Raw genomic sequence first — 20,849 nt, 5'->3', positions numbered from 1 at the left:
AATGTTAAGAAGAACCAAAATATTAGCGACCCTCGGACCTGCCACCGATAAACCCGGTGTGCTGGAGGGGTTATTTGAAGCCGGCATCGACGTGGTGCGGATGAATTTTTCGCACGGTTCCGCCGAAGATCATATCCTGCGCGCGGAGCGGGTCAGAGAGCTGAGCAAGAAAACCGGCCGTCGCGTCGGCATTCTGGGCGATCTGCAAGGCCCCAAGATTCGTATCGAGCGCTTCAAGGACACCAAGGTGTCTTTGAACGAAGGCCAGGACTTCGCGCTGGATATCAACCTCGGCAAGCTTGACGGCGACGAAACTCAGGTCGGCATCAGCTACGAACCGTTGGCGAAGGAAGTCAAACCCGGCAGCCGCCTGCTGCTGGATGACGGCCGCATCGTGCTGGACGTGGTCAATGTCGAGAATAACACGCGCGTGAACTGCAAGGTCGCGGTCGGCGGTTATTTGTCCAACAACAAGGGCATCAACCTGCAAGGCGGCGGCCTGTCGGCGGCGGCCTTGACCGACAAGGACAAGGAAGACATCAAGACGATCGCGAAGATCCAATGCGATTTCGTCGCGGTGTCGTTCCCGCGCTGCGGGGAAGACCTGCACGAAGCGCGCCGCCTGCTCGAAGCCGAAGGCTGCTACGCGGGCATCGTCGCGAAGGTCGAACGCGCCGAAGCGCTGGACGTGATGGATGAAATCATCCTGGCGTCCGACGTGATCATGGTCGCGCGCGGCGATCTCGGCGTCGAGATCGGCGATGCGAATCTGCCGGCGGTACAGAAGAAACTGATCAAGCGCTCCCGCGAATTGAACCGGGTCGTGATCACCGCAACGCAGATGATGGAATCGATGATCGACAATCCGATTCCGACCCGCGCGGAAGTCTTGGACGTCGCGAATGCGGTGTTCGACGGCACCGATGCGATCATGCTGTCAGCGGAAACCGCTTCGGGCAAATACCCGGTCAAGGCGGTCGAAGCGATGCACCGAATCTGCGTCGAAGCGGAAAAGCAGCCAAGCATGCGCGAGTCCGATCACCGGATCAAGATCCAGTTCGAGCGTGACGACGAAGCGATCGCGATGTCTGCGATGTACATGGCGAACCATACCCAGATCAAAGGCATCGTTGCACTGACCGAATCGGGCGCAACGCCGCTGTGGATGTCGCGGATCAGTTCCGGCATTCCGATCTTCGCGATGAGCCGTCTGGAAAAAACCCTGGGCAAGGTAACCTTGTACCGCGGCGTATTCCCGATCTATTTCCCGCTGGAGCTGAATCAGGACCATGCCGAAGTAAATCGAAGCATCGTCAAGAAACTGCGCAAATGGAATAAAGCCAAAGATGGCGACAAGTTCATCATCACCAAAGGCGACTTGAATGGCGTCGAAGGCGGCACCAATACGCTGAAGGTGATTGTGGTAGGTCAAGGCCTCACGCCTTAAAGCTCGATCCTTTCGCCTCCGGACGCTCCGGAGGCGAACTCTCGCCGATTTTTCCCCGCAAGAAAGGCTCCCCGCCTTTAGTTAATTCGTTTTTGGCTTGATCATCGTGACGGTCAACTGGTAAGGCTTATTCTTCTCCTCTCCCGCATCATGGACCAACACGCGCCATTCGCCGGGCGCCGGATTTTTTACTTGCAGCGCCTCGAAGGCCCCCGTATTGATTGAGGCGGCATTATTCGCCGCCGTGGGATCTACGCTCGGCGTCTCTTGATATCTGAGGTACAAATCGAGACTGTTGTCTATCGTGCCGAACAGCCTGGAAAGAAGCGTTTCCTGGCCATTCAAGGTGACCCGCAGGAAACGGACGCCTTCCGGTACGTCAATCTTGTGCAGCAGAACGTCGCTCACATCCGGCACCGCCTCTCCGTTAGCGCGGGTTTGTTGGACGATTGCCGTATCGGCATCGCCGACTTGCGATACGAATCCGCAGCTTTCCGCATTGAAGGCGCTGATCCTTCCGGGCGCCAGATCAGCCAAAGCCTTGGCGACTTGGTCGTGCTCGGTTTTTTCGCAGGCAGCCACCCCGGCCGCATCCAGCGCCGGATCATCACAGCTGGCGCCGAACCGATCGCCGCCCGCGATCAAGCCTTCGACGGCCCCCTCAGGACACGCCTTAAGGATTTTCTTGTGCAGACTGGCCGCATACTTATCCAGGCTGTCTAGCGTTGCCGGCAAAGGGCAAGCGGAAACGTTCGTTAGGGCTTTATCGGTCTTAGCCTCACATTGATTCAGCGCATTCAGGCTTTTGAAAAGGTAACTTTTCGCGGCACTGCCGATCGTCTTTTGGCATTTTGCCAATACCTTGTCGGCGAGAGGAGAGTCGGCTTCCGCGTCGGCGTATTGCGCATCGAGCATCCGGGATACCGCTTCATTTCCCGCATCGACAATACACTGCCTGAGCTCATCGGGATTAGCCGCGCCAGCGCATTTGCCGCCGAGCGCGCTATTCTCAATCACTTCAAGCGGGCAGCGCTTCGCGAGTTTTTCCGCGGCAAGCGCCTTTACCGCCTTGTCGATTTTCTTCGCCGCCTTCTCGTTCAGGCAATTTCCGAGCAGCGTCTTGCCGGCCAAGGCGGCGGCGAGGCATTGTTTTTTCGCGTTATAGACGCTATTGGCATAGGTTTTAATCCGCTTTCTGATGTCGATGCGGCACCTGCCCGTCTCGTCCAGGGAGCGGGCAATGTTGGATGTTATATAACTGCGATTTTGATAGACATTGGTGTCAAATGAAAAGCTGTTCGCCTGGCAATTATCGAAAACCCCCGAAGATACGCCGGCGACGACCCGCTTGAAGCCCTGGTCAATGAACAACGGCCCGCCCGAATCGCCGAAACAAATATTCGAATCCGTTCCCTCCGAGTTCCCCAGATACTGCCAGCAAATATTCGCGGGTTGCGGTATGGGGGGCTCGGCGTTTGCATCCGCACAATTGGCGGTAGCGATATTGCCCGTGCGTTTTACCCCAAAATCCTCGGCCGTCGCGGATGTCACCCCGAAACCGGCAATGATGCCGGGCGTACCGATAGGCGGCGTAACCGTACTGTTGATCGCCATCGGAGGAATACCCTGCACCGGCGCCGCCAACGTCAGCACCGCCACATCGGAAGCCACGCCGAATTTGAAGGAGGGATGCACACTGATCGCGGAAACCTGGTGAATGCCGCCGTTTTGCAGATAGACCTGCAAATCGGCCGCAGACCTCGTATCACAGGTCTGCAAAGAATTATTGGATAATGCTTCCGAATTCTTGCATACGCAATGCGCGGCGGTCAAAAAACTGCTGCAGCCTATCATCGTGCCCGAACAGAGGCCCACATAAACCGGCGGCGACGCGCCAGGCCTGATCGATAACAGCAGCGCGCCGGTCGTAGGCTCATCCTGGGTCGTCGTACCATTGACGATCGCGGGCTGAGGCCCGCCGGCAAACACGGAAGCGGAAACCAGCCACAGGTAAGTGCAGAATGTGAGGTATTTATGCATAGCCTTTGTCCCCTATCGGGGCTTCCAATGTCAATTGCCGGAACCCGATTGCAATAGGACATCTCAATCATCAGGAACAGCCGCATTGCCCCTTCAAGCTTAAGAGGCAATGCCGTTATGTAGGCGGGAGGCACGGGTTAAGCCACCCGAGTTCGACAGGCTCATCATGGACGACTGCGTCTAACGGCGGCTGTTAAGAGCATGCTCCTTACGCTCGATCCATCCTTCAGACAGCCATCCAGATTATAGCTTGATATTCAACGAATGCAGCTTGCGGTATAAATGCGTGCGTTCCATCCCGACGATCGAAGACAATTTGGCGACGCTGCCGCCGCTTCTTTCGAAATGATATTCCAGATAGGCTTTTTCGAATTGATCGCGCGCATCCTTCAGCGGCAGATTGAAAAAATCCGGCACTGACGAAGACACGGCGACGTCGTTGCTGACGGTGCCCAAGGCCGATTTGACTTCTTCCAGCTCGATGTCTTCGCCGACGCCGAGAATCATCAAGCGCTGCACCAGATTCTTCAACTCGCGCACATTGCCGCGCCAACTGTAGTTGCGCAGGAAATTCTGCGCCGCCATCGAAAACTTGCGGAACGGCAGGTTTTCATGCTTGACGAAATAATCGACATAATAGTTCAACAGGCTCGGCACGTCCTCGCTGTGCTCGCGCAGCGGCTGAATCATCAAAAAAACTTCGTTCAACAGATAGTACAAATCCTGGCGGAAGCGACCGGCCTTGACTTCCTCGTCCAAAGGAACCCGCGTCGAGGCGATCACCTTCACATCGACACGCACCGCCTCGCTGCCGCCGACGCGCAGGAACGAGCTCGACTCCAGTGCGCTGAGCAGGCGCAATTGCGTTTCCTTGTCCATGCCGCCGATTTCGCCGAGAAACAGAGTGCCGCGGTGCGCGCGCTCCAGCAGACCCGGGTTGACCTTGCCGGGGCTCTCCTTGCCGAAAAATTCGACGGCCGAGTTTTCCGGCGCGATGCTGCCGACCGCCACATCGACAAACGGTCCGTTCCGGCGCGGGCTATTGTGATGCAGATAACGCGCGAACAACTCCTTGCCGACACCGGCTTCCCCGGCCAGCAGCACCCGCGTGTCATGCTGCGCAAGACGCTTGATTTGATCCTTGATCCGGGCGATCGAGGCGCTTTTGCCAACCGGCTCGATGTCGGCGAACAATTGCTGCCTGAGCCCCGCATTTTCTTTTTGCAGATTGCTCGTTTCGAGCGCGCGCCCGACGATCAGCAACAATTTGGCCAGCGACAACGGCTTCTCGAGAAAATCGTAGGCGCCCAAACGCGTCGCCTCGACCGCCGTCTCGACCGAGCCGTGCCCCGACATCATCACGACCGGGCACAGCAGCGAATCCTCCGCGACCCACTCCTTCAACAGCGTAATGCCGTCGGTGTCCGGCATCCAGATATCGAGCAATATCAGGCTCGGGTTTTGCACCTTTTTCAATTCCCTGGCCGCCCCGGCGTTGTCCGCCATCGCGACTTCATAGCCTTCATCCGCGAGAATTTCGCCGACCAGGCTTCTGATTTCCGGTTCATCGTCAACGACGAGAATTCGAGGTTTGTTTGCGTTCATATCGGTGTGCTTGAAAGTTAAATTGCCGGCAGGTGGATGATGAAACCCGCGCCTTGTTTGCGCCGGGTATCGACCCAGATCGCGCCGCCATGCTCTTCGATGATTTTTTTGACGATCGCGAGCCCGAGTCCGGTGCCTTTGGCTTTAGTTGTAACATAGGGCTCGAAAATTTGCTCGATTTGTTCTTCCTTAATGCCGGGGCCGTCGTCAAAAAAACCGATTTCGATGAAATCGCTGTTGTTCTTTTGCATCCGGTGCATCGCGACTTCGATATGGCCGCGGCCCTCCGTGGCTTCCAGGGCATTCTTCAGCAGATTATGCAGCACTTGCCGAATGCTGACCGGATCGCCGTTGATCGAAAGCCGTTTTTTGTCCTGCTCGGCCTGTATCACGGCGCCCGACTTCAGCGCATAAAGCGCCAGCACCTCCTGGACCAGCGCATACAGATCGATGTTGACCCGCTGCTTCTTGGAGGTCTTCGCGTATTCGGAAAAATCATCGACCATTTCCTTCATCGCCTCGACCTGCTGCACGATCGTCCGGGTCGAGCGCTGCAGCATATCGGCATCGCCGTCTTCCAGCTTGGCGGACAGTTTAAGCTGCAAGCGTTCGGCCGACAATTGGATCGGCGTCAACGGATTTTTGATTTCATGGGCCAGGCGCCGGGCGACCTCGCCCCAGGCCGCATTTTTTTGCGCCTGAATCAGATCGGTCACGTCGTCGAACACGACCACCGCGCCGACCCGCGTGCCTTCGTGCGAGTACATCGGCGTGCCCCGACAGAGCAGCTCTTGACGGCCGTTCGGCCCCAAAAACGCAACCCGCTGCTGCCAGATGTCATCGGCCTGTTCGAGCAGGCGTTGAATCGATTTCAATGGTTCGGCCAATTCGCCATGATCCTGGGCCAGCGATAACAACGACTGACCGATGAACTGGCTCACGTGCACATGGAAAATCCGGAAAGCGGCCTGGTTCGCGGTGCGGATCTTATAGTTCGAATCGAAGCTGATCACGCCGGCGGTCAGGTTGGCCAAAATCGTCTCGAGATAGGCGCGCTGGTTTTCGACCTCGACGCCGGCGTGGCGAATCTCGTCGCGCGCCCTCGCGATGCGCTGGGTCATCGTATTGAACGATTCGACCAGAAATCCCAGATCGTCCTGCGCGGCAACCGGCAACTGCTGGTCGTAATGGCCCGAAGCGACCGCCTGCGTGCCTTTGACCAGTTCCTTGACCGGCGCGACGATCTTGCGAATGCTGATGAAAGCGACCCAGATCGCCGCGAGCAAGCTCATCAGCAGCACCAGCGACAAGGCCAGCGAAAAAGTCAGTTTCAACGAGTCCCGGAGGAAATTCATTTCCTGGTAGCGCACAAACGCGAATTCGACCGAATCGGCCAGGTCGGCAATGCGCAACGGCACCGGAAACAGCGTCTGGATATACCAGGTCTCCAGGCCCTTGACCGTGACCATCGAACGGATCATCAATTCGTTCTCGCTGACCGGAGCCAGCGCGATGTAATCGCCGCTCTGCCGCAATTGCAGCCAGATTTGGTCATCGGGAATGCTCGGCAGAATATCCACCGGATTCACGCTGCTGGACGCAATGATGCGGCCCTGGCTCGAAAACAGCGTCATCTCGGAAGCCCCCAGTTGCGCGCGGAAATTGTCGATCTCATACGCGCTGAAACCTTCCGAACTGAGCTGGAGTTTTTCGGCCAGTTGCCGGGTCTGCATCAAGTGCCAATGCATCCGTTGGTCCAGGGACGCCTGGCTCAGTTCGAGCGCATCCTCCATCGCTCGGTCGATTTCGACATTGAACCAGCTGTCGATGCCCTGGTGCAGAAACTGCATCGAAAAATAAAACACGATCGCAGCGGGCGCCAGGGCCTGCAGCATGAACAACGACAACATGCGCGTGGTCAGCCGGGAGCCGGCCTCCCGTTTTTTGAGCTGGCGCGTCAGCGCATAGATATTCGCGACGACCAGTCCGAGCAACACGATCGAGCCGAGCGCATTGATCAGCAGCAGCCAGGAGTACATCGCGCTGAGCTCCGATGATTCCTGCGTTGCGGTGCTCATCAATTGCAGCGAAAACAGGATCAGCGCGAACAGGATCAGGATCGAAACGCTGACCGGCGGTTTTAGTTTTTCAGATTCCATATATACCAGCCGCTGGATAAGTACCACTGCGGATTCAGATAGGCCAGGGGACGTAAGGGCAAAGGCAGCAACTCGCGCTCAAACACGACGCGCACGCCTACCGCATAGCGCTGATCGTCGGCCAGCGCGGATTTGCCCAGCACCGGCACATAACGAATCGAAGAGAGGGCACCCATCGCGGCGCCCAGCGATGAAAAATTGCCGCCTTCGCCGCTGTCTTCATTGCGTACCCGGTAGACATTCAGCAAGGCCTGATACTGGATCTTGAAGCGCAGATGCTTTTCCGCGATCGTTTGATCCCACCAAAAATCACGCTGGCGCTTGATCTCGATATTGACCGCCCAGAACAAGGGGATGCCGTTTTTTAGTGCATCGGTCGCTTTCGGGCTGAGCCGGTATTGAATCTCCGCGGACAGCACATACTCCTCGTCCTGCAAGGCCAGCTCGGCGTCCTTGACGATCGCGGCATAGTCGCCGGCAAACACCGGCGCCGACAGCAGCCAGCCCCAGATCAGGAACAGCAGCGCCGCCCTACGCCTTGCGGAGGCGCGCATAATAAAAACCGTCCATGGCCGCATCGCCGCTTAGGATTTGCCGCCCTGCGGCGCCGGCGACGCCCCATGCCGCGGCGATCGGCAGTTCGCTGGCATCGGCATGTTCGGCCAGGAAATTCAGCACCTGCAGCTCGTTTTCTTCCTTCAATACCGAACAGGTCGCATACACTAACAGACCGCCCGGCGCCAACAGGCTCCAGGCGGAATGCAGGATCGCATGTTGCTGCGCCTTCAACGCGTCGATGTCCTCCGCGCGGCGCAGCAATTTGATATCGGGATGGCGGCGAATCACGCCGAGCGCCGAACACGGCGCATCGACCAGAATACGGTCGAAGTATTGGCCGTCCCACCAGCTTTGCGGCGCGGCGGCGTCGCCGACGATCGTTCTGCCCGGCAGCCGCAGGCGTTGCAGATTGTCCTCTACGCGGCGCATGCGCTCGCCGTCGACATCGACCGCGACCAGCTCCTTCAATTGCGCCTGCATTTCCAGGATGTGCGCGGTTTTACCGCCCGGCGCGGCGCAGAGGTCGAGCACCCGCTGTCCCGGCTGCACGTCGAGCAGGCCGGCCGCCAACTGGGCGGCGGCATCCTGAACCGAAACCAGGCCCTCGGCAAAACTCGGCAGCATCTCGACCGGCACCGGGTTGCCCAGAATCAGCGCAGAGGCGCAAAACGCATGCGGCTCGGCCGCAATGCCCTGTTCGGCCAGCAAATCGCGATAGTCGGCTCTGGAAATCCGCGCCAGATTGACGCGCAAGGTCAGCGGCGGCTGCAGGTTGTTGGCCTGCAGGCAGGCTTCGGCCTGTTCCGGCCAGTCGCGGCGGATTTTGTCGATCATCCATTCGGGATGGCTTAAACGCGCGCACGGGTGCTGGTCAGCCGCTTGCTCTAATGAGTCTTTTTCCCGGAGGTAGCGCCGCAGCAGCGCATTGATCAGTCCTTTCGCCCAAGGCTTGCGTCCTGCCGCGCCGACCGTTTCGGAGACCGCCGCATGCGTTTTGATGCGCATGAAGCCGAGCTGATAAAGCCCCACCAGAGTCAAGAGGCGGATGTGAATATCCTTCAGCGGCTTATCCGCAAGCTGCGTCAGGATGAAATCGAGCCGGTGATAATGCCGGCAGACGCCGTAACACAGAGCCTGCACCCAGGCGCGGTCCTGTGCCGACTCGATGGCCTGCAAGGCCTGTTCTAGCGCCGCTGTCAGCGACTGGCCGTCCACCACGACCCGGGTCAGCACTTTGGCTGCAATCAATCGTAAATTCACGCTGCATCAACCCAGAGTCAAACCATCAATGTCGTGTGCATTCAAAAATGCCTGCGCCGGCATCCGCTTGCCGCCGGGCAATTGCACTTCGAGCAGCCGCAGCCAGCCATTGCCTGTCGCCACGTCCATCTGTTTGTGCGCGCAGCTGACCCGGCCGGGCTCGGCTGCCGCGTTTCCGGAAATCGGCTCTGCGCGCCAGATACGAAGCGCCTCGCCGCGATATAAGGTCTGCGCGACCGGCCAGGGGTTCAGTCCGCGTACCTGCTTGTCCAGCGCGTCCGCCGCTCGCGTCCAGTCGAGCGCCGCTTCGCTTTTTTCGAGTTTGGCCGCATAAGTCACCAGGGCTTCGTCCTGCGGCTCGGCCTTGACCGTGCCGGACTCGACCTGGCGCAAGACTTTTTCGAGCCCCACCGGGCCCAAGGCGGCCAATTTGTCATGCAGATCGCCAGCGGTGTCCTCGCTTCCGATCCCGATGACTTCCTTATGCAGCATGTCGCCGGCGTCCAGCTTCAACACGATACGCATGATGGTGACGCCGGTTTCCGCATCGCCGGCCATCAGCGCGCGCTGAATCGGCGCGGCGCCGCGCCAGCGCGGCAACAGCGAGGCATGAACATTCAGGCAGCCGTATTTCGGTACATCCAGCACCGCCTGCGGCAGGATCATGCCGAAGGCGACGACCACCATCAAATCCGGCTCAAAAGCCGCAAGCTGAGCGATCGCGTCGGCCGATTTCAGCGACTCGGGCTGCAGCACCGGAATGCCCGCGGCCAATGCGGTTTCCTTGACCGGGCTCGGCTGCAGTTTGCGGCCGCGTCCCGCAGGCCGGTCGGGTTGCGTATACACGGCGCAAATCTCGTGCCCGGAAGCCAGCAGCATCTCCAGGGTTGGCACCGCAAATTCGGGCGTGCCGGCAAATAGGATCCTCATGCTTTACTGGTTTCCATTCTATGTATTTTTTCGAGTTTTGTCTTGATGCGCTGGCGCTTCAACGGCGACAGATAATCGACGAACAATTTGCCGTCCAGGTGGTCCATTTCATGCTGCACGCAGACCGCCAGCAAATCTCTCGCCTCCAGTTCAAAAGGCTGGCCGTCGCGGTTCAACGCCTTGACCCGGATATGCTCGGCTCGCTTGACCTTTTCGAAAAATCCGGGCACCGACAGGCAGCCTTCCTCGGATTCCTCGACGCCGTCCTTCTCGATGATCTCGGGATTGATCAGGCAAATCGGCGCGTCTTTTTCCTCGCTGACATCCATCACGATGACCCGCTTGTGCACGTTCACCTGGGTCGCGGCCAGACCCACGCCGCGCGATTCGTACATCGTTTCGAGCATATCATCGACCAGTTTTCGAATCGAACCATCGACCGCCTGCACTTTTTCGGCTTTTTTGCGTAACCTCTCATCCGGAAATTCCAGAATGGTTAAAATACTCAACGAACTCTCCACACTTGATAAGTAGTCAATACTGGAATTCTATATGAATTCATCTAAACTTTAAAATCAGACAGTTTAAAAACACCCGGCAGGTTTTATTTATGGCTTTTCGAACGATTCTCGGATTCATAGTTCCATTGTTGTGTTCCTCCACGCTTCTGGCCGAAGAAATCAGCTTAAATCCGTCCCATCCAGAACGCTATACGATCGTCCAGGGCGACACGCTGTGGGACATTTCCGGCAAGTTTCTGAAGAATCCGGGGCAATGGCCGCGTTTGTGGAGCTACAACAATCAGATCAAAAATCCGCATCTGATTTATCCCGGCGACACGATCTATTTCTCGATGGTGAACGGCCAGCCGCGGCTGAGTTTTTCCCCGACCGAAGCCTCGGCGGTCTCTCCCTTCTCGGGGCCCTGCGTGCTCAGCGATGAAGACATCAAAAACGGACGCACCAATTTTGCGCTATCAGCCGAGGGTAAATTGCGGCCCTGCATACGCGAGTCCGTCTCGGCAAAAGCGATTCAATTGATTCCGGCCGATGCGATTCAGAAATACCTGTCCCTGCCGCGCATACTCGGCCAAAACGAATTGAGTACCGCACCTTATATAGTGGATCTGGCCGGGGAGCATTTGATTGCCGGCACCGGCGACAAGGTTTATGTGCGCTCGATCGATCAGCCCGAGAGCCTGACTTATTCGGTTTACCGCGAAGGCGATACCCTGGTGAACCCGGAAACCCAGGAAGTGTTGGGTTACGAAGCGAAATATATCGCCGATCTGACCTTGCAGGAAGCCGGCGATCCGGCGACGCTGACGATCACGAAGACGAACGGCGAGATCCGCGTCGGCGACCGGATTTTGCCGACCAACGAGCAGGAAGTGGTGTTGAATTATTTTCCGATGCCGCCCGAGGAAAGCATCAAGGGCAATATTATCGGCGTACATGATGGCGTTACGCAAATCGGCAGGTATAATGTCGTTGTGATCGACAAAGGCACCTCCGACGGACTGAAAACCGGCCATGAGCTGGACATCTACCAGCGCGGCAAAATCGCTCGCGACCCTTACAGTCCGGTCAAGAATGACGAAGTGCAAATGCCCGACGAATATGCCGGCAAGCTGATGATATTTCGGCCGTTCGAGCGGGTCAGTTACGCGCTGGTCATGCAGGCGCGAAAAGATATTCATGTCCTAGACAAAGTTCAAACCCCTGAGTAGTCCTACGCCAAACACCTCCTGCGATCTTTCATATTGGCTTGCGCTATTGCGCGCGCCGGGAGTCGGCAGCAGAACCTTTTTGAGTCTGCTGGAAACGCACGCCCCGGCGCAATTGTTTTCCGAATCCTCCTCCACTCTGGCCTCCCTGGGCCTGAAACCCGCCGCGATCGAAGCGATCAGAAACCCCGACTGGCAATTGATCGAGAGCGATCTGTCCTGGTCCAGGCAGCCCGATCAACACATCCTCACGCTTGACGATCCTCTCTATCCCGAGCAACTCAAGCAAATTGCCGATCCGCCGCCGCTGCTGTTCGTGCGCGGCGCTGTGGATTTACTGTCCAGGCCGCAAATCGCGATCGTCGGCAGCCGGAATCCTTCCGCGCTCGGCAGTGAAACCGCATTTGAATTCGCCAAGGCGCTGAGCGCGCACGGCTTCGTGATTTCCAGCGGTCTCGCCCTCGGTATCGATGCGGCGGGTCATGAAGGCGCCCTGCATGGACAGGGACTGACCATCGCGGTGGTCGGCACCGGGCCTGACCGCATTTATCCGGCCAAGAACAAAAATTTGGCCAGCCAAATCATCAAGCAGGGCGCGATCGTGACCGAACTGCCGCCGGGCACGCCGGCCTTGGCGCATCACTTTCCGCGCCGCAACCGGATCATCAGCGGCCTGTGCCAGGGCCTGCTGGTCGTCGAGGCCGCCAAGGACAGCGGCTCGCTGATCACCGCGCGTCAGGCGCTGGAGCAAAACCGCGAAGTGTTTGCGATTCCGGGATCGATCCATAACCCCTTGGCGCGCGGCTGCAATGCACTGATCCGCGAAGGCGCCAAACTTGTCGAAACCGTGCAAGATATTATCGAGGAATTACATCAATACTATCAACAAGATAGAAATTGCGCACCAACACCGGAACAATCAATGCTTGACCTGGAGCAACAAACATTATTGAATCTTGTCATGTATGACCCCACATCTATCGACGATCTGGTCGAAAAAACCGGCAAATCGGTCGAAATGATAGCCTCGATGCTGCTGATTCTGGAACTTAACGGTTACATTTCGGCGGTGGCGGGCGGCTGTTATACCCGAATTAAATAATCTCTGGCGAGCGCTATGAAAGAAAATATTTTTGATGTTCTGATGTACCTGTTCGAAAACTATATGGAGGGTGAAATCGAAATCCTGCCAGATAGCGATGTGATCAGAACCGAATTGCTGGAAGCCGGCTTCGAGCAGCTCGAAGTCAGCAAGGCGTTCGACTGGCTGGAGTCGTTGAGTTTGCAGCGGGCGATTGCGCCGACCGTCGCGCCTGCGTTCCGCATATTCTGCGCCGAGGAACAAGCCAAGCTGAGCACCGAATGCCTCGGCCTGATCCTGTTTCTGGAACAAAAAGGCATCCTGAGTTCGGCGAATCGCGAGATCGTGATCGACCGGGCAATGGCGCTCGAAAACGAAGAAATTTCGGTCGAAAAACTCAAATGGATCGTGCTGATGGTGTTGCTCAGCCAGCCCGATCAGGAAATCGCGTTCTCCCGCATGGAAGATTACGTTTACGATCTGATCCCAACCTATTTGCATTGATCATTGCCGCAGAAGACACGAGGTTCAGATTGCTGAAAAGCACGCCATTTGAACTTAATTCCTGTACATTGTCCCCTGCACCGTGAAACCTTTTAAGGATAAATGAGCAAAAATCTCGTCATCGTAGAATCTCCCGCCAAAGCCAAAACCATCGAAAAATATCTGGGTAAGGATTTTACGGTGTTGGCTTCTTATGGCCATGTCCGCGATTTGATTCCGAAGGAAGGCGCGGTCGATCCCGATAATCATTTCGCGATGAAATATGAGGTGATCGAGCGCAATTTGCGCCATGTGCAGGCGATCGGCAAGGCGCTCAAAGACGCCGACGCGCTGTATCTCGCGACCGACCCCGACCGCGAGGGTGAAGCGATTTCCTGGCATCTCTATGAGCTGTTAAACGAAAAAAAAGCGCTGAAAAACAAAACGGTGCACCGGGTCGTCTTTCATGAAATCACCAAGAAAGCGGTGACCGAGGCGATCGCGCATCCGGCCGAACTGGCGACGAATCTGATCAATGCGCAACAGGCGCGCCGGGCGCTCGATTATCTGGTCGGCTTCAAACTGTCGCCGTTGCTCTGGAAAAAGATCCGCCGCGGCCTGTCCGCCGGCCGCGTGCAGAGCCCCGCGCTGCGCATGATCGTCGAGCGCGAGCTCGAAATCGAAGCCTTCAAGAGCCGAGAATACTGGACGATCGATGCGCAGTTGACCGCCGACGAGCAAACCTTCAAGGCCAAGCTGACCCATTTGGCCGGCGCAAAACTGAATCAATTCAGCATCACCGACCAAGCCGCGGCGGAACAAGCCAGACAATCGTTATTGGCGGCGGCGGACGGCCGCCTGATCGTCACCAAGCTCGAAAAGAAGCAGCAGAAACGCAATCCCGCGCCGCCGTTTACGACCTCAACCCTGCAGCAGGAAGCGGCGCGCAAGCTCGGCTTTACAACCAAGCGCACGATGATGGTCGCCCAGCAATTGTACGAAGGCATCGACATCGGCGGCGAAACGGCCGGCCTGATCACCTATATGCGTACCGATTCGGTCAATCTGTCCATCGAGGCGGTTGCCGAGATGCGCGAGATGATCGCCGAAAATTATGGCCCCGGCAACGTGCCGAAAGAACCGCGCGTATTCAAGACCAAGTCAAAAAACGCGCAGGAAGCCCATGAAGCGATTCGGCCGACTTATCCACGCTATCTGCCCGCCCAGCTCAAAAGTCATCTCAGCGACGAGCAATTCAAGCTTTACGACCTGATCTGGAAGCGCACGATCGCCTGCCAGATGATTCAGGCGACGATTAACATGATCGCGGTCGATCTGGGCTGCGGCGAAGAAGGCCAACACGCGTTCAGGGCGACCGGCTCGACGATCGCCTCGCCCGGCTTCATGGCGGTTTATCTGGAAGGCAAGGACGACACCAGCGACAGCGACGACAAGGAAAGCTTCCTGCCGCCGCTCGAAGAGGGCCGCCCGGTGCCGCTGAACGACATCGTCAACGCGCAGCATTTCACCGAGCCGCCGCCGCGTTTTGGCGAAGCGAGCCTGGTCAAGACGCTCGAAGAACACGGCATCGGCCGGCCTTCGACCTATGCCTCGATCATCTCGACCTTGCAGAATCGCGATTATGTGACGCTCGAAAACAAGCGCTTTCATCCGACCGATGTCGGCCGCATCGTGAACAAGTTTTTAACCGAGCATTTCACGAAGTATGTCGATTACGACTTTACCGCGAAGCTCGAAGACGACCTCGATGCGGTGTCGCGCGGAGAGAAAGACTGGATTCCGTTGATGAGCGAATTCTGGAAGCCGTTCAACACGCTGATCCAGGAAAAAGACGAAAACGTACAGCGCAAGGACGTGACCCAGGAGGCGCTCGATGAAAACTGCCCGGACTGCGGCAGCCCCCTGTCGATTCGTCTGGGCCGCAACGGCCGCTTCATCGGCTGCACCAATTATCCGGGCTGTTCCTATACCCGCAACCTGAACGAAGACCAAAACGAAGCGGTAGAGCCGGAGGTGGTCGAGGGCCGGGTTTGCCCGAAATGCGAATCGCCGCTGGTCTTGAAGTCAGGCCGCTACGGTAAGTTCATCGGCTGCAGCGCCTATCCGAAATGCCGCCATATCGAACCGTTGGAAAAGCCGCTCGATACCGGCGTCGAATGCCCGAAGTGCAAAAAAGGCAGCATTCTGAAACGCAAGTCGCGCAACAACAAGATTTTTTATTCCTGTTCCGAATATCCGAAATGCGACTATGCGCTCTGGAATGCGCCGCTGAAGGAAAGCTGCCCGGAATGTCATTGGCCGGTCCTGACCGTCAAGGAAACCAAGCGGCGCGGTGTCGAAAAGGTCTGTCCGCAAAAGGAGTGCAGCTATGCGACGCCTTATGAAGGCGATCCTGCCGACGTCGAAGGACCGAAATAGGCGCGCGCCTAATCAGCCGGGCTCACGCCCGATCACTCTGCCGACCCATGCCAAACATCATCATTTATACGACTAAAATCTGCCCTTACTGCGTCATGGCGAAACGCCTGCTCGACCGAAAAGGCGTCAGCTACACCGAAATCAATGTCGATGCGCAGCCCGGTTTGCGTGAGGAAATGATGGGCAAAAGCAACAGGCGCACGGTGCCGCAAATCTTTATCGACGACCGTCATATCGGCGGTTTTGATGATTTGTATGCGCTGGATCAACAACACCAGCTGGATCCGTTATTGACCGATTGAGCTACCGTTAGCGGCAAGCTCGTTGCGGGGCGGCTTCCGCCGCCCCAGGGGACGGTTAGGCTTAAAAGCCTAATTCGGCCTCGTCGAGATCATCAAACTGTTCCCTCAAACGCTTTTTTTCCCAATAAATTTCGATCTTTCGCCGCGCATCGCGTTTGATCGTATCGCTTTCGCTCGCATCGAGAGACGAAAATTCGACATCGTCGAAACCATCCTCATCATGATCGATTTGACTCATCGGTTCGTCGGGTTTGTTCGCCAGCTTTGCGGAAGTTCTTGCCATGGTTACACTCTTCAAAAACATTGATGCTTGCCGGGGCTTTACCGGAAAGATCGGAAATAAATTTAATTAACAGATTCGGCATCAGGACGCGAGTCCTCTCAAACAGCCAAGCCAAACGGTTTTAACGATAATGGCGACGGCTTCGCCGAATTTCAACCGCGCCGAAAGCTATTCTTGGTTTAAATGACCGGTTCAAAGACGCTAAAAGTCTTTGCGTATCAGGAAGGTTATTGATTACAGCCCATCGCAATAATTGATGCGACCGTTAGAATAGGAACTCGGTTAACATGACGCTTCGCCTCACCGATAAAATGCCGATCACCCTAAAATGACCTGGAAAACCTTGAAAAGTTCTCCTTATCCTTTGCTCTCGCACAAAGAGCAAAAACAGGATGGGCGAGGCGATCGCCTCGCCCATCCTGCCGCCTAACCTTGCAAAACCGGATTACGGCTTCTCGAGCAAATAATCCAGCCACAGATTGGACAGCTTTTCCTGCACCGTATTCTGGCGCAGGCGCGCATTCAGATGCGGGAAATCGACCTTGTCCAGATCCTGATCCTGATTGTAGCAGGAATACACGAAATATTCCTTGCCGGATTCCGCGTCGACATGCTTGCACAAGCATTGCGCGCAGATGCCTTTCATCATGCACTGCATCGGCGAGTTGATCGAACCGATCGCATGCTGCACCTTGCTCAGATAAGGCTTCAACACATTGAAACGCGCATCTTTGACCGCGGCCATCATCCGGTCCGAGCCGATCACGATCAGATGGTCGACATCCGACAGCGAGATCGGCTGCTCGCCTAAATTGCCTTGCGCATAAGCGACCATGCATTCGAGGATGTTGCCGACGAAAGTCTTGTCCTGCGGCCGCGTCGGCGGGAACGCTTCGGCGCCCGGCGTGTTGTCGACCGACCAGATGATCACATCCGATGCGGCTTCGATGTCTTCGACCTTGAAAACATCCTGCCGGTATTTGTAACCGGCAAAATAGATCACCTTGTTGCCGGCATTGCGCAGCGCCTTGCCGATCGAGAACAAGACCGCATTGCCGAGGCCGCCGCCGATCAACAGCACGGTCTGTCCGGTCGGGATCTCTGTCGGAGTGCCGGTCACGCCCATCAGGATCAACGGATCGCCGACCTTCCAGGTCGCGCACAGGCGCGAGGACGACCCCATCTCGAGCGCGATCAGCGAAATCGTGCCGTTCTCCTTGTCGACCTCGGCGCCGGTCAGCGCCAAGCCCTCCGCAGCCAGCACCGTGCCATGCTTGACCGGCGCATAGGCTTCGAAGTTTTGCAGCCGGTAGAATTGGCCCGGTTCGAATTTATCCGCCGCCATCGGCGCTTTCACGATCACTTCGATGATCGTCGGCGTCAGGCGGTTGATCGCGACGATCGTCGCGCTAAAGGCTTCGTCCAGCGAGCCGAAAAATTGCTTTAATTCGGCGTTTCGCTGAGTTTGCAAAGCAGGATCGAGCCCCGCCAGTTCCTTTTCGAACAATTTGGCGATATGCGGATAGCCGTTTTTCGCGCTCGCCATCGCCTTCACGACATTGCCCGCGTAAACCGGATGGTTGTCGCCGTAGAAGCTGATGAATTTGCCGTCCTGTTGATACGAGGTCAACGGCGCCGGCAAGCCGAGTTTCGGCGCAGCTTCATCGTGCATCGGCACCAATTCCAGATTGCCGTCAAGCCATTCCGGCTGATAGCGCTGGAAGAACCATTTGTCCATCACGAAGGTGTCCGGATACTCGCTCTGATAGATCGTGTTCGGCGAGGTGCCGGCCGCGACATACAGGTTGCGCAACGGCACGGTCACCCTCTGCTTCTTGACCCAGCGGCCGTCTTCGCATTCGAGTTTTTCGAACTCGACCGCGCGTAAATGGCCGTATTCGTCAGGAATCGCGCCGACCGGGCTCATGCCTTCGGCGAGCGCGATGCCTTCTTCGAGCGCTTCGGAGATTTCCTCGTGGTTTTGCCGGTAAGCCGGCGCATCCTTCATGCCTTTGCGGTAGAACAGCGTCACGCCGCCCCAGCCTTCGACCAGCGGCTGGAAGTTCGGCTTCTCGCCTGCGGCTTTGGCGCGCTCGCGTTCGGCGCGAATCGCGCGGCCGTGGCCCAGGAACTCGTCCAGAATGATCGTTTCTTCCTTATCGTAGCGTTTACGGACCGTTTCTTCGCCGTAGGTAGCCGCCAGCGTCTCGTAGCGGCCGAGCAGTTTTTCTACCTGCACCGGATAATACGCCATCAATTCGGTCGCGGTATCGATCGCGGTCAGACCGCCGCCGATCACGCCGGCCGGCAGGCGCACCTGCAGATTCGCCAGCGACGACGACTTCGCCGCGCCGGTCAACTGCAGCGCCATCAGGAAGTCGGACGCCTTGCGGATGCCGCGCATCAGATTGTTCTTCAGGTCGATGATCGTCGGCTTGCCGGCGCCGGAGGCGATACAGATATGGTCGAAGCCCATCTTCCAGGCATCCTCGATCGTGATCGTGCCGCCGAAACGGACGCCGCCGTAAGCGCGGAACGCGTTCCGGCGCAGCAGGGTCAGATAGATCACCTTCAGGAAATTCTTGTCCCAGCGCACCGTGATGCCGTATTCGGCGACGCCGCCGAAACCGGCCAGGATACGCTTGTCGAGATCTTCATATAGCTCCCGGAAGTCGGCAATCGGCTGAGGCAGCGCGTCGCCGCCGCCGGTCAATGCGGCCGGCAGCGGCTCCAGTTTCAAACCGTCGATGCCGGCCACGCCGAAACCTTCGTTCAGCAAATAATGGCTCATCGTATAACCGGCAGGGCCGAGGCCGACAACCAGCACGTTCTTGCCGTTGTAAGGCTGCATGACCGAACGCTTCACGTTCAACGGATTCCAGCGCGTCAACAGGCTGTAGATCTCGAAACCGTAAGGCATGAACAGCACGTCGGTCAGCACGTTCGTTTCGATCTGCGGAATGTTGACCGGATCGGTCTTTTGATAGATACAGCCCTTCATGCAGTCGTTGCAAATCCGGTGACCGGTGCCTGGGCACATCGGATTGTCGACGATGATGATTGCGAGCGCGCCGATGTTGTCGCCGCCGCGCTTGACCAGGTGCATCTCGGAGATTTTTTCTTCGAGCGGGCAGCCGGTCGTGGTGACGCCTAACGGGTCGACCTTGAAGGTATTGGTCTTCTTGTTGCGCATGCCTTTCGAGCAGGAATCGGTGTCGCGCTCGTGGCAATAGATGCAGTGATCGACCTCGGACAGGGTCTGGCGCTCATTGAAGCGCGGGTCGGTCAGCTTGAAGCCGTCGCGGCGGCGGCGATGCGCCAGCTCGCCCATCCAGACCGAAAATTCGCCCTTGTCGACCACGTCATGCTCGACCAGATTCTCGAAATCGCGTTTGTCCGGAAACTGAAAGCTGAGCCAATGCCCGGCGATCTCGGGATCATGCTGCGCGATGTAGGCCCAACGCTGCGCCAAATCCATCAGGCCGTCGATAAAGCCGGCCGCATCGGTAGCCGCAATGATGTCCGCAAATGCCTGCGCGGCTTCGGCATGCGCGGCAAGTTTCGCGCGCAGCTGCTCGGCCGCCGCGTCCGCAGCCGGATAAGTGCCTTCCTTGCCTTTCGCAACCGCTTTGAAGTGGCTCGACAGGCTGCCGATCACCGCGCCGGCGCGCGCGACCCGGCGCTCGGCGTCGTTGTCGCCGGCCGCCTCGGGGAAGGCCGCCTGGATCAACAGCTCAAAACGGTTTTTAATGCCGTCGACATCCCAATCCGCAATCGCCTGATTCTTGAAAACCAGGTTCAGCTTCGCAACGACTTCATTCTTGTAAGTAAAAACGGTCTCGAATTCTTCCTTGATCTTTCTCGCTTGCTCTTGATGCGCGCCTTCGATGCCAAACAGTTTGGCGACGAATTGGCCGACATAGGGCCCCATCTTGACCAGCAAATCCGAAATCGCTTCGACCGCCATGCCTTCGCCCTGACATTGCCGGTAAGCGGCAAATTGAGCGAACAACTCCGCATCATGGCGTTTTACCGAAGCATCGAACACTTCCAGCAAATCGTTCAGGCGCAGGGCGTCGTATAAATCAGGATAAGTAAAGCCGGGAATTCCAAGCGTAAAGTCGTTTTGATCCATAGTCACTTAGGGTTGATTAGCTCAAGACAGTCCAAACGGTGCGAAAAATCGCCTGCGTAAGTCCTTATGAGGATTGCAAAGGAGTCGGTTTAACCGAGCATTATATGAATTTTTTATTGACTTTTCCACAAAAACCGAATAATTCTTCCTGAAGCCCTGCAAATGCGCAAGGTTTTACGCCCGCACCGGCGCTTATCGCAGACAAGCCTTTGCCGGTCTTGCAAAAATCGACCGAAACCGTTGATTGCAAAAAAGCTATCGCACTTATCCACAGTTTTTGTGGATAACTCTGTGGGTAAGCTGAAAATAACCGCCCGCACTTGGCGTCCGCCATGGAGCCCTGTCAGATTGCGCCGGAATTGTTCAGCCGGTTTAGAATCAGAATTTTATAATTTAATATC

General features: G+C 57.0%; 16 protein-coding genes. 6 read left to right on the top strand and 10 right to left on the bottom strand.

Annotated features, from left to right (window positions below; genetic code table 11):
- Position 1: 1 nt before the first annotated feature.
- Positions 2 to 1,447: a pyruvate kinase gene (pyk, locus tag METLA_RS0114685; RefSeq protein WP_024299267.1), complete on the top strand. Its 1,446-nt coding sequence runs from the start codon at positions 2 to 4 to the stop codon at positions 1,445 to 1,447.
- A gap of 81 nt (positions 1,448 to 1,528) precedes the next feature.
- Here pyk and METLA_RS0114680 read toward each other — a convergent pair whose 3' ends face one another.
- From METLA_RS0114680 to def, 7 genes are all read right to left on the bottom strand, one after another.
- Positions 1,529 to 3,487 carry a trypsin-like serine protease gene (locus tag METLA_RS0114680; protein ID WP_024299266.1) on the bottom strand — a complete coding sequence of 653 codons (1,959 nt, stop codon included), beginning with the start codon at positions 3,485 to 3,487 and terminating at the stop codon, positions 1,529 to 1,531.
- A 243-nt stretch (positions 3,488 to 3,730) separates the two neighbouring features.
- Complete coding sequence (locus METLA_RS0114675) at positions 3,731 to 5,092, bottom strand: sigma-54-dependent transcriptional regulator (protein ID WP_024299265.1); 1,362 nt, start codon at positions 5,090 to 5,092, stop codon at positions 3,731 to 3,733.
- Positions 5,093 to 5,109: 17 nt separating this feature from the next.
- A complete protein-coding gene (locus tag METLA_RS0114670) occupies positions 5,110 to 7,251 on the bottom strand; it encodes a sensor histidine kinase (protein ID WP_024299264.1) in 2,142 nt (713 codons plus the stop codon).
- Positions 7,233 to 7,805 (bottom strand): DUF4390 domain-containing protein, encoded by a 573-nt coding sequence (locus METLA_RS0114665; RefSeq protein ID WP_024299263.1) that lies wholly within the window; start codon positions 7,803 to 7,805, stop codon positions 7,233 to 7,235. The genes METLA_RS0114670 and METLA_RS0114665 overlap by 19 nt, the downstream gene beginning before the upstream one ends.
- Complete coding sequence (gene rsmB, locus METLA_RS0114660; protein WP_024299262.1) at positions 7,783 to 9,069, bottom strand: 16S rRNA (cytosine(967)-C(5))-methyltransferase RsmB; 1,287 nt, start codon at positions 9,067 to 9,069, stop codon at positions 7,783 to 7,785. The genes METLA_RS0114665 and rsmB overlap by 23 nt, the downstream gene beginning before the upstream one ends.
- Positions 9,070 to 9,075: 6 nt before the next feature.
- Positions 9,076 to 9,999 carry a methionyl-tRNA formyltransferase gene (gene fmt / locus METLA_RS0114655; RefSeq protein ID WP_024299261.1) on the bottom strand — a complete coding sequence of 308 codons (924 nt, stop codon included), beginning with the start codon at positions 9,997 to 9,999 and terminating at the stop codon, positions 9,076 to 9,078.
- A complete protein-coding gene (def, locus tag METLA_RS0114650) occupies positions 9,996 to 10,508 on the bottom strand; it encodes a peptide deformylase (RefSeq protein ID WP_024299260.1) in 513 nt (170 codons plus the stop codon). Before def ends, fmt begins: the two co-directional genes overlap by 4 nt.
- Positions 10,509 to 10,609: 101 nt before the next feature.
- Here def and METLA_RS0114645 point away from each other — a divergent pair, with 101 nt between their 5' ends.
- The 5 genes from METLA_RS0114645 (at position 10,610) to grxC (ending at position 16,030) form a co-directional block, all read left to right on the top strand.
- Positions 10,610 to 11,728, top strand: coding sequence for a LysM peptidoglycan-binding domain-containing protein (locus tag METLA_RS0114645; protein WP_024299259.1), 1,119 nt, complete (start codon positions 10,610 to 10,612; stop codon positions 11,726 to 11,728).
- A gap of 46 nt (positions 11,729 to 11,774) precedes the next feature.
- On the top strand, positions 11,775 to 12,827 hold the full coding sequence (dprA, locus tag METLA_RS0114640) for a DNA-processing protein DprA (protein ID WP_024299258.1): 1,053 nt from the start codon (positions 11,775 to 11,777) through the stop codon (positions 12,825 to 12,827).
- A gap of 15 nt (positions 12,828 to 12,842) precedes the next feature.
- The gene (locus tag METLA_RS0114635) at positions 12,843 to 13,310 is read left to right on the top strand and encodes a Smg family protein (protein WP_024299257.1); all 468 of its coding nucleotides are present in this window, start codon (positions 12,843 to 12,845) and stop codon (positions 13,308 to 13,310) included.
- 102 nt (positions 13,311 to 13,412) lie between these two features.
- Positions 13,413 to 15,728 (top strand): type I DNA topoisomerase, encoded by a 2,316-nt coding sequence (gene topA, locus METLA_RS0114630; RefSeq protein WP_024299256.1) that lies wholly within the window; start codon positions 13,413 to 13,415, stop codon positions 15,726 to 15,728.
- A 47-nt stretch (positions 15,729 to 15,775) separates the two neighbouring features.
- Positions 15,776 to 16,030, top strand: coding sequence for a glutaredoxin 3 (gene grxC / locus METLA_RS0114625; RefSeq protein ID WP_024299255.1), 255 nt, complete (start codon positions 15,776 to 15,778; stop codon positions 16,028 to 16,030).
- A 61-nt stretch (positions 16,031 to 16,091) separates the two neighbouring features.
- Here the strand turns inward: grxC and METLA_RS0114620 are convergent, their stop codons facing one another.
- From METLA_RS0114620 to METLA_RS22660, 3 genes are all read right to left on the bottom strand, one after another.
- Positions 16,092 to 16,313: a PA3496 family putative envelope integrity protein gene (locus tag METLA_RS0114620; protein WP_024299254.1), complete on the bottom strand. Its 222-nt coding sequence runs from the start codon at positions 16,311 to 16,313 to the stop codon at positions 16,092 to 16,094.
- 445 nt (positions 16,314 to 16,758) lie between these two features.
- Positions 16,759 to 20,448, bottom strand: a complete 3,690-nt coding sequence (locus tag METLA_RS0114610; protein ID WP_024299253.1) for an FAD-dependent oxidoreductase — start codon at positions 20,446 to 20,448, stop codon at positions 16,759 to 16,761.
- 100 nt (positions 20,449 to 20,548) lie between these two features.
- Positions 20,549 to 20,782 (bottom strand): hypothetical protein, encoded by a 234-nt coding sequence (locus METLA_RS22660; RefSeq protein ID WP_152539448.1) that lies wholly within the window; start codon positions 20,780 to 20,782, stop codon positions 20,549 to 20,551.
- Positions 20,783 to 20,849 lie beyond the last annotated feature (67 nt).

It is taken from the genome of Methylomicrobium lacus LW14, from assembly GCF_000527095.1.
GTDB lineage: Bacteria > Pseudomonadota > Gammaproteobacteria > Methylococcales > Methylomonadaceae > Methylomicrobium > Methylomicrobium lacus.
This window is presented reverse-complemented; position numbering and strand designations above follow the sequence as displayed.

What these genes read in the sequence shown, in the direction of transcription:
- METLA_RS0114680 (WP_024299266.1), bottom strand. Translation starts at nt 3,487, where the DNA reads ATGCATAAATACCTCACATTCTGCACTTACCTGTGGCTGGTTTCCGCT.
- grxC (WP_024299255.1), top strand. Translation starts at nt 15,776, where the DNA reads ATGCCAAACATCATCATTTATACGACTAAAATCTGCCCTTACTGCGTC.
- METLA_RS0114675 (WP_024299265.1), bottom strand. Translation starts at nt 5,092, where the DNA reads ATGAACGCAAACAAACCTCGAATTCTCGTCGTTGACGATGAACCGGAA.
- METLA_RS0114665 (WP_024299263.1), bottom strand. Translation starts at nt 7,805, where the DNA reads ATGCGCGCCTCCGCAAGGCGTAGGGCGGCGCTGCTGTTCCTGATCTGG.
- METLA_RS0114620 (WP_024299254.1), bottom strand. Translation starts at nt 16,313, where the DNA reads ATGGCAAGAACTTCCGCAAAGCTGGCGAACAAACCCGACGAACCGATG.
- METLA_RS0114635 (WP_024299257.1), top strand. Translation starts at nt 12,843, where the DNA reads ATGAAAGAAAATATTTTTGATGTTCTGATGTACCTGTTCGAAAACTAT.
- fmt (WP_024299261.1), bottom strand. Translation starts at nt 9,999, where the DNA reads ATGAGGATCCTATTTGCCGGCACGCCCGAATTTGCGGTGCCAACCCTG.
- topA (WP_024299256.1), top strand. Translation starts at nt 13,413, where the DNA reads ATGAGCAAAAATCTCGTCATCGTAGAATCTCCCGCCAAAGCCAAAACC.
- pyk (WP_024299267.1), top strand. Translation starts at nt 2, where the DNA reads ATGTTAAGAAGAACCAAAATATTAGCGACCCTCGGACCTGCCACCGAT.
- METLA_RS0114645 (WP_024299259.1), top strand. Translation starts at nt 10,610, where the DNA reads ATGGCTTTTCGAACGATTCTCGGATTCATAGTTCCATTGTTGTGTTCC.
- METLA_RS22660 (WP_152539448.1), bottom strand. Translation starts at nt 20,782, where the DNA reads ATGGCGGACGCCAAGTGCGGGCGGTTATTTTCAGCTTACCCACAGAGT.
- METLA_RS0114610 (WP_024299253.1), bottom strand. Translation starts at nt 20,448, where the DNA reads ATGGATCAAAACGACTTTACGCTTGGAATTCCCGGCTTTACTTATCCT.
- METLA_RS0114670 (WP_024299264.1), bottom strand. Translation starts at nt 7,251, where the DNA reads ATGGAATCTGAAAAACTAAAACCGCCGGTCAGCGTTTCGATCCTGATC.